This is a genomic window from Natrinema sp. H-ect4 (assembly GCF_041894845.1).
Classification (GTDB): domain Archaea; phylum Halobacteriota; class Halobacteria; order Halobacteriales; family Natrialbaceae; genus Natrinema.
Genome location: NZ_JBHDYC010000024.1, coordinates 14614 through 30032, shown reverse-complemented (window position 1 = coordinate 30032; position 15419 = coordinate 14614). Strand labels below are relative to the sequence as shown.

Annotated in this window: 10 protein-coding genes and 3 pseudogenes; 6 read left to right on the top strand and 7 right to left on the bottom strand. The window is 57.7% G+C overall.

The window, feature by feature from the left end; all coding sequences use genetic code 11:
• Positions 1–19: 19 nt before the first annotated feature.
• From ACEWFR_RS21140 to ACEWFR_RS21130, 3 genes are read right to left on the bottom strand one after another with little or no spacing between them, the layout of a single operon-like run.
• On the bottom strand, positions 20–979 hold the full coding sequence (locus ACEWFR_RS21140) for a hypothetical protein (protein ID WP_374062900.1): 960 nt from the start codon (positions 977–979) through the stop codon (positions 20–22).
• A complete protein-coding gene (locus tag ACEWFR_RS21135) occupies positions 976–1542 on the bottom strand; it encodes a hypothetical protein (protein WP_374062899.1) in 567 nt (188 codons plus the stop codon). Before ACEWFR_RS21135 ends, ACEWFR_RS21140 begins: the two co-directional genes overlap by 4 nt.
• Positions 1539–3113, bottom strand: a complete 1575-nt coding sequence (locus tag ACEWFR_RS21130) for a DUF58 domain-containing protein (protein WP_374062898.1) — start codon at positions 3111–3113, stop codon at positions 1539–1541. Before ACEWFR_RS21130 ends, ACEWFR_RS21135 begins: the two co-directional genes overlap by 4 nt.
• A 169-nt stretch (positions 3114–3282) precedes the next feature.
• Here ACEWFR_RS21130 and ACEWFR_RS21125 point away from each other — a divergent pair, with 169 nt between their 5' ends.
• Positions 3283–5373: a hypothetical protein gene (locus ACEWFR_RS21125; protein ID WP_374062897.1), complete on the top strand. Its 2091-nt coding sequence runs from the start codon at positions 3283–3285 to the stop codon at positions 5371–5373.
• Between the two features lie 147 nt (positions 5374–5520).
• Positions 5521–6693, top strand: coding sequence for a MarR family transcriptional regulator (locus ACEWFR_RS21120; protein ID WP_374062896.1), 1173 nt, complete (start codon positions 5521–5523; stop codon positions 6691–6693).
• 695 nt (positions 6694–7388) lie between these two features.
• Here the strand turns inward: ACEWFR_RS21120 and ACEWFR_RS21115 are convergent.
• Both ACEWFR_RS21115 and ACEWFR_RS21110 read right to left on the bottom strand, forming a co-directional pair.
• Positions 7389–8210 (bottom strand): IS5 family transposase, encoded by an 822-nt coding sequence (locus ACEWFR_RS21115; RefSeq protein WP_374062895.1) that lies wholly within the window; start codon positions 8208–8210, stop codon positions 7389–7391.
• 62 nt (positions 8211–8272) lie between these two features.
• Positions 8273–8983, bottom strand: a complete 711-nt coding sequence (locus tag ACEWFR_RS21110) for a hypothetical protein (RefSeq protein ID WP_374062894.1) — start codon at positions 8981–8983, stop codon at positions 8273–8275.
• 132 nt (positions 8984–9115) lie between these two features.
• Here ACEWFR_RS21110 and ACEWFR_RS21105 point away from each other — a divergent pair, with 132 nt between their 5' ends.
• Positions 9116–10228 (top strand): DUF1616 domain-containing protein, encoded by a 1113-nt coding sequence (locus tag ACEWFR_RS21105; protein WP_374062893.1) that lies wholly within the window; start codon positions 9116–9118, stop codon positions 10226–10228.
• Positions 10229–10343: 115 nt separating this feature from the next.
• Here the strand turns inward: ACEWFR_RS21105 and ACEWFR_RS21100 are convergent.
• Both ACEWFR_RS21100 and uppS read right to left on the bottom strand, forming a co-directional pair.
• Positions 10344–10523 (bottom strand): annotated as a pseudogene (locus tag ACEWFR_RS21100) (RNA-guided endonuclease TnpB family protein); the annotation flags it as partial.
• A 462-nt stretch (positions 10524–10985) separates the two neighbouring features.
• Positions 10986–11759, bottom strand: a pseudogene (gene uppS, locus ACEWFR_RS21095) (polyprenyl diphosphate synthase); the annotation flags it as partial.
• Positions 11760–12766: 1007 nt separating this feature from the next.
• Between uppS and ACEWFR_RS21090 the strand changes: the two are divergent.
• The 3 genes and pseudogenes from ACEWFR_RS21090 to ACEWFR_RS21080 all read left to right on the top strand — a co-directional run bounded on the left by ACEWFR_RS21090 (position 12767) and on the right by ACEWFR_RS21080 (position 15412).
• A complete protein-coding gene (locus ACEWFR_RS21090; RefSeq protein ID WP_374062892.1) occupies positions 12767–13756 on the top strand; it encodes a hypothetical protein in 990 nt (329 codons plus the stop codon).
• Positions 13757–13773: 17 nt separating this feature from the next.
• Positions 13774–13932, top strand: a pseudogene (locus tag ACEWFR_RS21085) (RNA-guided endonuclease TnpB family protein); the annotation flags it as partial.
• A gap of 310 nt (positions 13933–14242) precedes the next feature.
• Positions 14243–15412, top strand: a complete 1170-nt coding sequence (locus ACEWFR_RS21080; protein ID WP_374062912.1) for a glycosyltransferase family 2 protein — start codon at positions 14243–14245, stop codon at positions 15410–15412.
• The last annotated feature ends 7 nt before the right edge of the window (positions 15413–15419 follow it).

Here is a 15419-nt window from a genome sequence, read left to right as displayed (position 1 = left end):
CTGGATAATTCGGTGGCGCTCACTTCGATACGGGCTCCGATTCGTCGCCCTCATTCTCGGTATTGTTGGTGGCTGACTCTTCAGTCTCGATAGTGGCCGCAGTCTCCTCACTTGTCTCAGTATCCCATCGGCAGGTAACAAGCCAGTCTGATCGCTCGTCGCCCGGTGTGACCGCAAGGTGGATTGGTTGCTCCAGTCCAGCAGCGAATCCAACTGCGAGAAATGAGGCAATCGGATGATCGAACCGGTTGACGTCACCGAACGCACTGTCGCTGATCGCAATCGTGGCCCGGCTCGCAGTCAGATCGACATCTGACTCGGCGCTATCAACGAGCTCGAACTGCTCAACGAGGCCGTCCGTGAGCTGGGTGGCAAGCGGTTCTGGTGTGGTTACTAGGTCGGCCGTCAGTGTCCGCTTGAACTCGTCGAATAGCGTCGCGCCGGTTGGTTTGAGGGCGAGTCCACGGTGGTCGGGATCGGTCAGAATTGGTCCCTCGAGGTCGTCTGGAAGATCGTCGCTCGTCTGCTGTGGAACGTATAAGCGTGGGCCAAACTCGTCAGCGCCCGGCAAGTAGATGTGAGTATCACCCAGTCCCAGTTCGTCGGCAATCGCAGCTTCGTTCGCTGCCAGCGCGGCATAGATTCGTTCACTGACGTCCGCGGCGACGAATGTACCAGGCGTCAGATAATAGGTGAGCACACCCCCGAATACTCCGACCGCGGCGAGCGCAAAGAGTACGTTCCGGCCGTCGGGAAAGAGGAGACCACCACCCACTGCCAGAATGCCAATGAGGGCAAGCCCCGCTGCAGTCCGATGATACTGCGACTGACGGGCTCGGGTGTACTCGGCCCGTAACCGCTGGTTCTCCTTCTCGAGGAGTTCCGCTCGTGCCGCGAGTTCCAGCTGATCGGTATGTTGCTCGCCGGCACGGTCAGCGTCCTGGTCAGTCGTCGTCTCGTCTACGTCAGTCGTGCTCATGTGTCGGATGCTGTTTTGGTTGGTGCATCGGCAGTTGTCTCAGTGGGTTGTTCGTCGGGCGGTTCACTCGCGGGCTGTCCTGTCGAGTCCCTCTCGTCGGACACCAGTCCTAGCTTCACAAGTTCAAGCCGGTGGAGGCCGTACAGAGCGATCGCGATCAGGGTGAGGACGAGCATGGCAGCTAGCCAGAGTGGCTGTGAGTCGCTAGTGAGCCACACAATACCTGCCAGTGCGAACCCAGTTGTAATCGCGACAAGTGCGATGTGAACAGGACGTGTACTTCGGCGGATGGGCGCGAGCAGGACGGCCATGAACGCAGCTTCAACGAGACCAATCGAGAGTAGGGTAAGCTCGCCCGGAATAGATGCGACAAGGGCGACATGGCCGGCTGCCAGCGCGTACGGTGGTCCAAGCAAATACCCAACAATTGCTGTTGCGATCCCTGCGAGGACACCAAGCGGACCAGCGACAATCCCGAACGTAACGATGAGTGCGATGAGGGCGGCCCCGGTCAGCCAGTCACGGCCAGCCGTCGCTGGGATCGCATCGATTTGGACGCTCATGCGCGACCACCGCGTGAGCGGCCTGCCTCAAGGACAACTGAGAGCCGGTCAGCCGGTCCGACCTCAAGTGCCCGTACATTGTCCATTCGTGCGAGTTCCCGGCGGAACTTCTCGAACGTGACATACCGGTCGTAGGCCTGCTCGATATCGGCTAGTCCTCCCGGCTCGTAGAGGACTGTCGGTGCGAGGAGGACCATCACCTCGTTTCCACCTTGTCGGGCAACCGTGACCGTCTCGCGGAGTTCCCCCGGGTGTGTGTCATCGGTACAGATAACGGTCCAGACAGAACCATGGGCGTTTGCCACCCCTCTCTGGACTGCTTCATACAATGGATCCTCGGCGATCCGCTCCCGATACACCTGTCGATCGGAATAGTACGGGCGCAGCGTCTGTGTAAACGTGTCATCCGTTCCTTCAAGGTCAGAGAGCGATCGGTAAACAGCCCCAGGAGTGGTGCGGTGTCGCAGGGGCAAACCGCTCCCGATGTCTGCGCTGTTTGCCGTCGCTGAGATGGTCGATGGTGAAGGCCCTGTCGCCCTTCCGTCAGAGGCCGAAGACTGGTCTGGCTTGCCACTGGTCATTGACGGTGGAGCGTCTTGACCGGAGAGGGCCGATGCAGGTCTCACGTCCGCCGCAGGGGTTGGCCCAAGATCGAGCAGGTTCCGCCGGATTGAGGTGTAGTTGACGGCTGGTGATCCTATGGCAAATTGGCTAGTGATACCGCCGTTCCCGACTGTGAGCAGTCCGAGGGGGTCATTGAGCCGGCGGGCGTTCCCCGCAATGACGAGCGCGACCTCACGGAGCACCTCGAGTTTCGACTCGGCCGGTGGCCCGATTCCGAGCGAGGCGCGGTGATCGATGACGAGCTGAGTTCGCCGATCAGTCTCGGCCTCGTATTCACGGACGTATGGTGTCGCGTGTCGTGCTGTTGCCTTCCAGTCGATTTCTTTCCCTTGATCGCCCGGCACGTACTCACGCAGTTCTGCGAGTTCAATCCCCGATCCAGACCGGCCAGCCTCGTGAGAGCCGTATGCGGCGGCGATCTGGTCACCGCCTTCGCCAACGTGAATCGTCTGTGGGCTGGGCGGTTCAACCGTCACCGTCGGTGTCGACCCAGCAGTGATTGTCTCGCGGAACAACCCGTCGGTCACTGTCACGGTGGCATTGTCGAACGTGTGACGGCCAGCCACCGGCCAGGACAGCGTGTGCGTCTGCTCTGCATACTCGCTGTCCGGTTCCACTGTGATTCTGAGGTCGTCCGTTGTAGTGACGGCGATTGGCAGCCCAGCAGTGACCTCGAGTGTTAGTGCCGTTTCGGTGTCACACGTCACGATGAGTGAGACTGGGATCTCATCATCGGTTTGCACAGCGGTTTGAGCAGGGGACTGGGTGACGGAAAGTGACTCTACCGTGCGCTCAAGTTCCTGAATGAACCGGTACTGGTGGGCGAGTAGCCACGCGCCGATGAGCGCTGCACCAGTAAGCAGGAGCGGCTGTGCAAACACGACTGCGAGACCGGCAAGCACAGTCGCGAGTGCAGCGACCGTCCACCCCTGGCGCGTGGGATACATACTACCTTGACAGATTGCGGTGACCGTGTTGAAAGTATTGGTTATGGGATGAACAGGCGCAAAACCTCGCGCTTCAGCGCGGGGAGGATGTCAAGTCGGAGATGGAGGAGATCCGAAATGGGCCGGTCGACAGAATACCTTATTGGGTTTGAATGAGAACGTCTTAAGCGTGAACAACGCCAGTGGTCGTGTGCTCGTCCTCGTCTTCCTTGTAATCTCGATGGCGGCGACTGGTGGGGCCGTCTTCACAGGGGTTAGCACTGCAACGGATGGGGAGACTGCTCAGCGTATTGCAGTTCAAGAAGAGAGGACTGACGGGGAGCAAAACGAGACAACCCGACACCGAAATCCCAACGATTACTCCGAAAATGGTGACCTTGAGAGCGTCGAAGGGTGGCTCTCAGATCGGTTGACAGCCCAGTTGAGCGAGGGTGCAGTCCAGTTAAGCGAGGGGCAGTACGAACTTGCTGACGAGTACGTTAGTGAAGAGTACCGTGAACGGTTAGGACAGTATGTCGACGTCGCGGGGCAGACTGAGGGCGAGAGCCTCGAAGAGGAGTTCGAGGAAACCGGCGAGCAACAGTCACGGCTGTCCGAGGTAGTCGAAGAATACCGGGAGACCAAATCCGAGTACGAGGCAGCTCGCGAGGCAGGGAATGAAGAACGCGCACGCGAACTCGCTCGTGAGCTTGAGGCACTCGCTACCGAAATCGAGTCTCTCGGTGGCTCAGTCCGAAATAGTTATGCCGAACTTGAGGAAGGGACTGGTGCTAATCTCTCAGAGGCAGATGCAGCAGTTGAAGCAGTTACCACCGAAATCGAGGCTGAACAGGCCGACGTTCGGGAACAGGAATTCGAAGAAACGACGCTACGGCTCACAGCAGACCGGGATACGATTTCGTTCCGTGAACCGCTTCTTGCGACGGGGGAACTGCGCACGGCGGATGGAGCACCGATCGCGAATCAGGAAATCCGACTCGACATTGGCAACCATACTGAACGCGTCACGACAGATGCAACAGGCGGATTCTCCTTGGAGTACCGGCCGACTACCGAGTCGCTGTCGACTGATGAACTCGAGATTCAGTACGTCCCCGATCCCCAGTCGACATATCTCGGTGATACGTCGAACGTCAGTGTCTCGATCGAACAGGTTGAGCCGACCGTTTCGCTAGATGATGTCGGTAGTACGGTATCGTACACTGATGAGGCAGCTATCACCGGCGAGTTGACGGTCGACGATGTCTCCGTTGACGGCGTCACCCTTGCTGTGCTCCTTGAGGGAGAACGAGTCGGGACGGCTACCGTCCAAAACGGCGTGTTTGGAACCACGGTAACGTCTCCGGTATCCGTTGAAAACGGCGAGCAGGAACTGAGTGTACGCCTCCCGTTTGAGGAACAGGCCCTCGCTGCAGCAGCCGAGACAACAAATGTGTCGGTCCGCGAGACCGAGAGCAACCTTTCCGTTGATGGGACGTCAACCGGCGACCGAGAAATTTCGGTCAATGGTACACTTGCCACGGCTGGCGGCGACGGCGTTCAGGGTGAAACAGTACAGCTCCGAATCGACGGGATGACCGTCGGGACCGTTACGACCGGAGCAGGTGGCACGTTCGGTGATACCATCTCCGTTCCAGACTCGATTAACGGCGGAGACGTAACGGTCGCCGCCGTCTATGACGGGACCGGTTCCAGTCTCGAGCCGGTAACGGCCGAAACTGTCGTCACAGTCGGTGAGCCCGGAGGCCAACTCTCGACTGTAGTCTGGCTTGCCGGTGGTTTCATTGCCGTAATCGCAGCCGGGTTCGGCGTCTGGTGGTATCGTCGTTCCGCAGCGGCGTCTCCACCATCCGGTCCTGCGGACGAGCAGCGACCCACGCCAGGCGAGGGGACTGTCACAGGTCACGCGTCAGACTCATCGCCCGACACCGTCACACCCCTCCTTCAACAAGCGAGCGAACACCTTTCGAACGGCCATCCTGACGATGCAGCACGAACAGGCTACGCAGCCGTTCGCCGCGCGCTAGCGTCACGGATTGATGGACAGGGTGCACTGACCCATTGGGAATTCTATCATATGTACCGCAGCAACGATGCTGCAGAAACTGAACTGCTTCACGACATCACCGAAGGGTATGAACACGCTGCCTTCGGTCACAGCGATGTCTCCTCTGACGAAGCAGCAGGTATCCTCGAGAAGGCACGGCGATTGTGCGGCGTTGATGAGCCAGTAGATGGCACTGCTCCCGCGGATGATTGATAATCGTCTCGTAGGACCTCTTTTCGCTTCTTGTAGTCTCTATTGACAATTATAGGAAAGATAGATCGTATTGTATACTTAGAAAAGTTATAATACAGTGGGCATGCGAGTGCTTGGCAGCGTTCGGTCTTGCGAATCGGAGGGAGCATGAGTGATACACGGGCAACGGATATAACGAAGAATAGTACTCGCAAATCGAACTTTCCGCGGGCGGTCATCCACAAGCGGATTCTTGAGGTCGCTGAATCGCGCCCGGAGGCGCCGATGGAGGAGATTGCTGACGAAGTCACCGGTGCAACCACCTCATTGGTCGAACAGGTATTGGATGAGTATGGAGATCCAGGGCGCACTACAGCGGACGAGGATTCGCCGGTGAGTACCGACACAGAACCGACAGCTGCTATCGACCATGAGTCGACCAAAGATACAGGCGATTCAACACCTGACAAGCCAGCTATGAGCGACCAGACTAGCGATGCCGATGAATCGACGCCTGATCCGGATGAGGTCACCACGAAACAACTCGAAACACTTCATACGATCCGTGATCATCCACATGCGACACAGGCAGAGCTCGCCAATCGACTCGGCGTCGCTAGCGCGACTATCAGTCAACGGGTGAACGGGATCAACGAGTTCGACTGGTCGCAGCGTCAGGCGTTTATCAAGCAGTTCTTTAACCAAGACGGGGCAGCGCTCGAGGAGATGGAGACGGATGAGAACGGAGAACAGACTACCGGCCAAAAGTCCGGCGATGGAGAGGGTGATGGTGAGCCTACCGACGATACAGTGATCGATGCTGATGCAACTCATAGTGTCGGTACTGATGACGAAGCAAGGAAATTCTTCGAGACAGCTGTCAAGAGCGCAGATACGGCGCTCAGTGACGGCGGTAACATGACGAACGAGACCACTGCGGACGACGATTTTGCAAGGGAGGATTCGGATACAGAACCGGCTGTGGACCACTCTGTGACATCCGATGCTCGAGCAGACACTGCCGGTCCTGAGGGGGCAGGTACAACCAATGCAACGGCGATAACAGATGCAACCGAGGCGACCGAAAGGCAATCAAGGCTGCAAGAGCAGCCAGCCCAGGAGCTCACCGAACACATCGCCGAACTTAGCGCTCGGATCGAAACACTCGAGCAGCAGCTCACGGCCGGCCGATCGGTCGATCCTGAACTTGCTCACAAAGTCATTCATGCCTGTTTCCAATCTGAGAAGATATCAGACGATGAAGAAGTACGGGTTTTGGAAGGGATTCTCACAGCCGACAGCGGTGGAATGCGTACACTGGCTGACTCGAACGAACCGTAGCTGTCAGACACCCGCCCCTGAACAGTAGTTGCTGATTCGATCAGGAAAACCGCAAGGATTGAAGTCTCAGTCTCAACTCCGACTTCGTGAAACCGTGCTCAGTGCTGTCCAGAGAGTGGAACAGCTGCCGAAGCTTTTCGTCAGCCGTTGTTTTTCCAGTCTTGCCAGTACTGAACGGCGTACTGACTCGGGCTGCTCAGCCCGAGTCAGGCGTCGAGACAACCGCTATCCGTACGGTATTTGCCCGAGAAACGCGCGAAACAGGGCGGTCGGGACGACTGGATCAGTCTCGACCGCCCGACGTGAGGTTACGAGCAGATTCGTCAATACCCACAGATTGTACAGCGCGACAGCAAACAGAAAGTAGAACAGCCGTACTGAGAACGTCGGTGAGGACGTTCTCGGAAGAAACTCCGTGATCTTACGATAGGACGTTTCGATCCCCCATCGACGACGATATGCTTCAGCCAGTGGCCGAGCGATCTCGACGTCAGTGCCGACGTCGAGATCGCGGTTGGTGACCAGACAGAAGTGATCGTCGTCTCGTGTTCGGTGCGGAACAACGACGAGCCGGACTGTCGTCCGGCCTGTCGGCGGATTCGATCGAGCCATCTCGTACTCTGCGATGAACGTGTCGCTGTCGTGGTCATCAATGAACTGCTGGGCTCTGTAGTTTCGGTACACGGCGGCGGATTTCACGGGTATCGGACGCTCCGGCGAAGGTTGTAGACGGTGGCTTTCAGCAGCATTTCGCGGAACTCTAACCACCAGCTACGCGCACGCACGGCGGAGCCGAGCGTGCGCTTGATCGACGAGAAGACGGTTTCTGACATGGAACGTTGGTGGTACCGATCACCGTCCATGCGGGCGTTGTGGGCGTGATCGAGCGGGTTCATGATCCGGTGTTTAATCAGCGGTCTGATGCCGTTTTCGCGGAGTTCGTCACGGAAGGATTTCGCGTCGTAGCCGCGATCAGCAGCGAGGCTCCGCAGGTCGCCGGCGTTGCGCCGGGCGACCTGCGGGCCGATCTTCGCATCGTGTTTCTTTGAGGTCGTCGAATGGATGTCGGTGATGTACAGCGTTTCGACATCCACGAGTGCGGTGACTTTCAGCGCTCGAACGCGGTAGTTAGTGCGGTTGGCGTAGTGGCGGCTGGGCTGATCACGGTCAAAGCCAGTCGAATCGATAGCAGCGTGGCCGGTGCGTTTCTCGGCTGACGCGCCGAGAAACGCACGCCACGTCGCAGTGGGAATCCTCTCAAACCACGTACGAAGCACCGTGTAGTGTGGAAGTCTGGTGAGCCCGATCTCTTCAAGGATTCCGGGCATTTCGCTGAGCAAATCCACCGCGACGCGATAGGATTTGCCCAGTTCGATGCGGAGTGCATGCACGGTGAGCATCGCCCATTCAGCGAACCCGCCTCCCCCTTCGGGGTCGGCGGGTTCGTCCGGGTTAGCGACAACTGATTTAGCCTTAGCCACCGTAACACGCGTGAAGAGACGGATTTCGGATGTCACACCGATCTGTCTCTTCGCTTTCTACGGCAATAACGCAGTCGTAGCCCTCGCGTCTAGCGAAACTACAGAGCCAACTGCTGTACCTTTCGTGTTTGCGGCGCACGCATCAGGAACTCAACGTCGAGGTCTTCGAGCGTCAATGCGAGGTGAACACGATAGAAGCCACGATCAAGGTAGAGCCGGTTGATGTCGACGTATTTGCGGGCATCTGAGACGAGTTGGCGGATCGCCTCCGCCAACTCGTCGGTATCGCTTCCCTCCAACGCTACTGATCCGAGCGTGAATCGGACGCTCGGATCGACAATACAGACGGTGGCGAACTTGTACGCACGATCGGTCCCCTGCGCTGGATTCGTTGTACAGACGCGCGGAGTCTCTTCATCTCCGTAATAGAGCCAGTCGTGAACGTCGATTGCGACATCGACTGGCCGAGTGAACACGCGGTTGCGAGCTGCTTCATTGAGGATTGCGTCGTGGACGCGGTCGAACTGGTCGTCGACCGCGTCCGCATCGAGCCCACGCAAATGGTAGAGGAGCGCCCGTGCAAGCGGATTTCGAGCGGTTGCGTCGATAGCAATATCGTCGCCACGAGCTAGCTGATAGGCTTTCGCACCAGTATTGGCGAACTCACTGTCGAAGGCGATCCGAGCGAGGACTCGTTGGAAGTCCTCGCTCAGATACGTGCCGTTCGCAGCGATCCCAAAGTCCAATTCTGGAAACAGCAGTGATGAAGCCGCGCGAGTCACCTGCGTTGCCTCGGTTGTCTCGACCATATCGAGACAACGACCGCGACGGCAATCGTCACCTGGTCACTTCAGCAACTACTGTGAAGAGGTGGGGAGGTCAAAGAACTAGTACGCGTCCATCGGATTGTTTTTATCATCGTCGGCAATACTAGCACCTGAATGGTTGCGTTCAGGTCGTTGTGGCTTCTGCTTCCACGGCCCATTAGACAACTGCCTGCTGATCTTGCTGCAGTGGTTGTGCTCGTTGTCGCGACGAACATTGCCGCCGTCGTGCCCGGAATCCGTGATACGCCGCTGCGGATTCCGTTTGGGCTTGCGTTCGTACTGTTCGTCCCTGGCTATGCCTTTATCGCGGCTCTCTTTCCTGAGGCAGGGGGATCACCTCCATCAGCCGATGGGGAGGATTCAGTGCTCGAGGGAGAGAACGAGAATTCCGATTCAGACAGCTGGTCTCCATCGATCATGTCGCGGTCAGGGATTGATGGCATTGAGCGTGTCGCGCTTTCGTTCGGACTCAGTATCGCCATTGTTCCCTTGCTTGGCCTCGTACTGAACTTTACACCGTGGGGAATTCGACTCGTCCCAATTCTGATCACAGTCAGCGGTTTCACACTTATTGCGACGGCCGTTGCAGTCGAACGGCGCCGCGCATTACCTGTAGAAGACCGTTTTCAGGTGCCCTATCAAGAGTGGTACGCCGCTGGTCGTACAGAGTTACTTGAGCCAGATACACGTGCCGATGCTGCACTGAACGTCCTGTTGGCCATCTCGGTTGTGCTTGCGGTCGGGAGTGTCGGCTACGCGGTGATGGTGCCGCCGGATGGTGAACAGTTCTCTGCAATTTATTACCTGACCGAGAACGATGACGGTGAACTCGTTGCTGACGATTATCCGACTGAGTTCGTTCAGGGCGAAAGCCAAGAACTGATCGTTGGAGTCGATAACCATGAGCATGAGACGACGGAGTACACAGTAGTGGTTCTCGAACAAGATGTCGAGACGATCACAAACGAGACCGCTGCGAATAATGGGGCTGGGAATACGACGGTCAACGAAACGGTTGTTCAGGAGCAACGCGAACTTGATCGGTTTAGTACAACGATCGCACACAACGAGAGTTGGCACTACGAGTATGATCTGGAGCCGACAATGATCGGTGAAAACCAGCGCATCGTCTGGCTACTCTTCCCCGGTGGCGACGTCCCGGCCGAGCCCTCGATGGCCGATACGGAGTATTCCGCCCATCTCTGGGTGAACGTAACTGAACCGTGACATTCTCCCACACTCCAATACGCAGAACCTCCATCCGGTGCCAACTGGGCAGTTGACATCCTCCCGCGCCTGAAGACGCGGGAATCCCACGGCACCGCACCGCTGGATTGGGATATTACGGTTTGCAGTCCACCACCTCTGTCCGAGGTTGGAATCCTCGGGAGAGGTTATGAAGGGAGACTCCGGGCTGTGCCAACCAGCCGATACTCCTATCCCCGTCCGAACTGGACGCAGACTCGGAGTTACTTTCCTCGTTACTGTTGAGACGGATGTTCTCCGCCCCATTACATGGGGCTCGCTCATTGGAAGTGCTTTGGTATGATCTCCGGCGATCAGTCGCTAACAACACGCTGGCGACTCTCATCAGTCAATGTCCTGCCATTCTTGATCTTGACGAACACTACGATCGTCTCAGATATTGCAGTTCCAGAAAAGATATTTGAATATAAGGTGACAATTCTACATCGATGAATAAACGACTCTCACTTGGCCTTCTGTATATCGTTATCGGCAGTATTGCGCTACTAGGCGCAGGTCTCAAGCAGCAACCAATCGGAATTGGACTTGGGGCACTACTGCTCGCCGGTGGCGGATGGAGTCTTTCTCAAAAAATGCAGGGGCTAGCCAGATAGCTGTACCCTCGCCGGTGAATTAGGTTCGGCGTCTACTGTGAAGGTGGGGATGAATCCCTCTGGTGAAACAGATCGTCACCCGCACCTACACTGCGCCCATTCAGAACCAGTCACCCTGATATAGTTCGTGGGTGGCGCTGAATGGCTTCAGGAGCATCGTACATACGAATCCCACGAAGGAAGTCGGTTTTCGAAAACGCAGGCCAATATGCCGGACAGAAGAACACAGCCGCCTCATTCCCGTTTGCGTGCCACGGGAGAAAGTTCGAGGTACGCTTCTCACCGCCCGTACGAATGACAAGATCGACATTGCGGACAGGATGGTCATAGAGGTGTTCCTGAAGCGTCTCGCTATCGATCTCATCTGGGCGAAGCAAGCCCTCATCGATACCATGAGCGGTACTGCGAACTGCGTCAAGGAGGCTTGAGCGCCCGCCGTAGGCGAGCGCGATATTGAGAATGAATTGGTCGTAGTCAGAGGTTCGGTTCTCGGCATACTGAGCTGCTGTCTGGACACGTTCAGGCAGGCGTTCGGTATCGCCGAGGATCTGGATGGCAACCTTGTTTCCGTGGACGCGGTCGGCGTCGGCAAATTCATGAAGCTTCTCACAGAGTAGATCGAATAGTGCCTCCTTTTCCTCAGGTGGTCGGTTGAAGTTTTCCGTGGAAAATGCATAGAGGGTCAGTTCCCTAATACCGATTGTTTGACACCAGTCGAGAACGCATTCGGTCGTTTGCGCACCAGCACGGTGGGGATTTGCAATATCTTCGTCCGAGGCACGAGCGTACCGGCGGTTGCCGTCTTGAATGACTGCAACATGAGTTGGTACCGCAGAGATCGCGTGTGAAAGCAGGCGCTCGGAGACTGAATCGATCCGACGCCTCACCCATCCGTTCATAGGGAGTCCTTACAATCGTCCATTATGTATCTTCTTGCTTCGACGCCCCACTCTGGCACTGTCCGCTTCAGCATATTTTAAGGATGATCTCCTAGCCTTATAAACTGAGGCTGATACAGGCCGAGGGTCGGGAGGACAATTCACCGTAGAAACGCCAGCCAAGGGCCGACGTTGGAGCCCCCTCCCTCGAGTGACGTGTCAATCACGGGCGGGATCGAGATCGTGACAATCTGGCTATTGACAGAGTTGATCTCGAGTAGCGAGGGTAGTGTTGTCTCGGAGTCCGGATCAAACATCGGGTGACGTCTGGATCCTCTCCCCTTCCTCGCTGATTGACGCTTGCCACCGCGTCAGCATAATATTGCTGGCCGTACGACGTGTGTGTACAGTGAACCGCTCGGGGTCAAGTGGCTCCGAGACGCTTCGCGTCTCGTTATCACGAGGATTTTCGATTTTCGAACGACCCTGAGGCACTCGATCTGTTTCGCCTGTAGACCATGAACAGACTTCTTCCAGTCTGGCATTCCAGCGTTTCTATCAGCAAAGGGAACAAACCGAGCGAAGGGGTCCAGTACATGGCCGTCTGCTGGGGAAATCACATCTTGGCCAGGCAAGATCTCTCCCCCAGAATACCGCTGTTGCTCACTGTGACCAGTCTAACCCAAAGTCAGCACCTAGCTACCGCTGCTGTTCCTGATCCCGGCTGAATATATTCCATAATTAGGGACCATCTTCTTGACGATAATAGCCCTTTACGGCCTCTTTGGTCGTGAAACCGTCTCGTAGATGACAGACCACAACACGACTGAGACGGCGAAGCAGGCACTCAGCCGGCGCTCGATGGTGCTCGGAACGGGGGGCTTGCCCTCGGTGGAATCGTCGGTGCAACGACTGTCCTTGCGGGTGACGAATCTGACCAGCCGGGGCGGGCCGGCAATGATGAAGCACTGCCAATCGAGACCGGGTCGGATGTCCTTCGCAGTGAGGCGTTCGTTCTAGACACGGACATGAACGGCCAACTCACGACCATGACGCAACTGGCCGACGCGCCGGCCGACATGACACGAGAGCGCGTCGTCCATGTAACGTCCCGTGGCGAGTCCAGCGACTACGTCGCTGCAGGTATCGATCTCCGCGATGCGTCGCTGACACTGCCAGCGGCCGCCGAGGACGGGACCATCGCGTATGACTACTACAAGGGGTCGGACGTGACACACCGGGTGCTCGATGAAGTGTTCGTGCTCCTCCGGACGGGACCCACCGAATTCGCTCTGGCGGTCCGGGGGAAGGATGCAGACCAGCCTGAGACGTGGGAGACACGCGACGTTTCAAGCGAACTCGCCGACGATAGCTGGCTCACCGCTCAGGCCGATATCCGGCAGCTCAATCCCGGAGCAGTCCAGCGACAGATCACAACTGGCGAGGTCGACGATATCGAGACAGTCGCACAGGACTTGGCCGGTGTGGACGACCTCGAGACCGTCTCGGATCTCACTTCGCAGTTTGACGATGCAGACGTTCTCGCGATGGCGATCGGCGTTGGCGCTCTGAACGGCGCCGTCACTGACGCCTACTACGCCGATCTGCAGGTCGGCGATACGAGCTGTCCCATCCCAGCAGTCATCCCGATGGAGGTGTCGTTCAGTGGACCACAAGGGCGGGGTAGTGGCCGGCTCACTGCCACGCTCTCGCTGTCGATCGACCAGGCTGGGCTCAACATCGCTGATATTGACGCTGAGACGGCCAAACTCGCACCGTACACGAACGTCGCACCCCCGGTCCCGATTGTCGGCAGACAGAACGCCATCACGCCAGACGCTGTCAGTCAATCTGACGGTGATCGTGTCACGCTCGAGTTTGTCCCAGGACAAGTCCAGCAACTCTTGGCACAACGTGATGCATCGCAGGTCGTTGTCTACGGTGCGTTCGAGGGAGAAAACCCAGACATGTTTGCCGCCGTCGGAACAGTTGAAGAGGCTGGACGCGGCAGTCGGTGACCACCTCCCGCCGTAACCGTCGGGGCCAACAGTCGTCTCGGCGGACGGGCAACAGTCAGCTTGCCCTACAGTCTAGAACGGTGACGTCGAGTGGCGGATTCACCGCCCACCCGGACGGGCTCGAGGCCGAGTTCATGGACAAGCCCCACCCTCAACGAGCAAACCCGCCAGGGTGAGCGAAGTAGGGTGGGGTAGTTGACGAGAGGGCTAGTACAAGGTCTACTACTAGGCGAATACCGAATGTTTATGTGAGTAATTCTGGTAGACTACTGCAGCCAACACCTCTGCGGTCCGGCACAGTACGCAGATAGATGATGTGGCCGATAGCGGATCTGACCGTCCTGAAGAAAGCGGGACGGAGACGGTAATGCGACTACTACCATGAGTTCATCAGACGGGGGAGACCAGAGCCATCCGACAGTAGCTGAATCGACATCACAATCACTTGAAGACGGCCACGAGCAGGAGCCAGCCCAAGAACAACGCATGCTCCGGAATGGCGAGGCTGACGCCCAGCTTGTCAGGCCGGATAGCGACCAAACGCCGACGTTGAGTGTAGTAATGCCCACGCTCAACGAGGAAGCCGGGATCGCCGAATGCATCGAGCGGGCGAAAACCGCCATTGCCACGCTCGGCGTCCCTGCTGAGATCATCCTGAGCGATAGTTCGACCGATCGGACCCCGGAGATTGGGCGGGAGTTAGGAGCGACCATCTACGAACCCGACGAACCGGGCTACGGCTACGCCTACCGGTACGCGTTCGACCGCGCCCGCGGCGACTTCATCGTCATGGGCGATGCCGATACAACCTACGACTTCGAGGAGATTCCGCGCCTGCTGGCCCATCTCCGTGACGAGGACGCCGACATGGTGATGGGGAGCCGGCTTGCGGGCGAGATCGAACCCGGTGCGATGCCGTCGCTCCATCAGCACATCGGCAATCCGGCGCTGACGAAGTTCCTGAACCTCTTCTACGATGCGGGGGTGAGCGACGCCCATAGTGGTTTTCGGATCTTCACGCAGGAGGCCTACGATACGATGGAGCTCGAGACGACTGGAATGGAGTTTGCCAGTGAGATGATCATGGAGGCCGGCGCGAAAGACCTCAAGATTGCGGAGACGCCGATCGTCTACCACGAACGGGAGGGCGAAGAAACCCTCGAGAGCTTCCGCGACGGCTGGCGCCACGTCCGCTTTATGCTGGTAAACGCGCCGGGCTATCTGTTTTCGGTGCCTGGGGTTTTGCTGAGTCTCCTCGGAATGACGATGATGGGGATCGCATACAGCAATGTGTCAGTCAGCGGGGTGACGCTCGGCACTCATTCGATGATCGCCGGCAGCCTGCTGACAATCGTCGGCTATCAGATCGCCAGCCTCGGTGTCTTCGCCGCCGTCGCGAGCGACCCAATCCGGAAGCCAGAGGACCCGATCACGGAACGCGTGACGGAGTCACTGTCGCTTGAGCACGGCGCGACAGCTGGCCTGGCAGTGTTTGGCGTTGGCAGCGTCTACGCAGCGACCCTGCTCTACCAGTGGGCCACGAGTGGCTTCATGACGCTCGAGTTTACGATGGGCGCGCTCGTCGCGTTCACCGCGATCATCATCGGTCTGCAGACCGTGTTCTCGTCCTTTTTCCTGAGTGCCGTTAACCGGTGACAGCAGG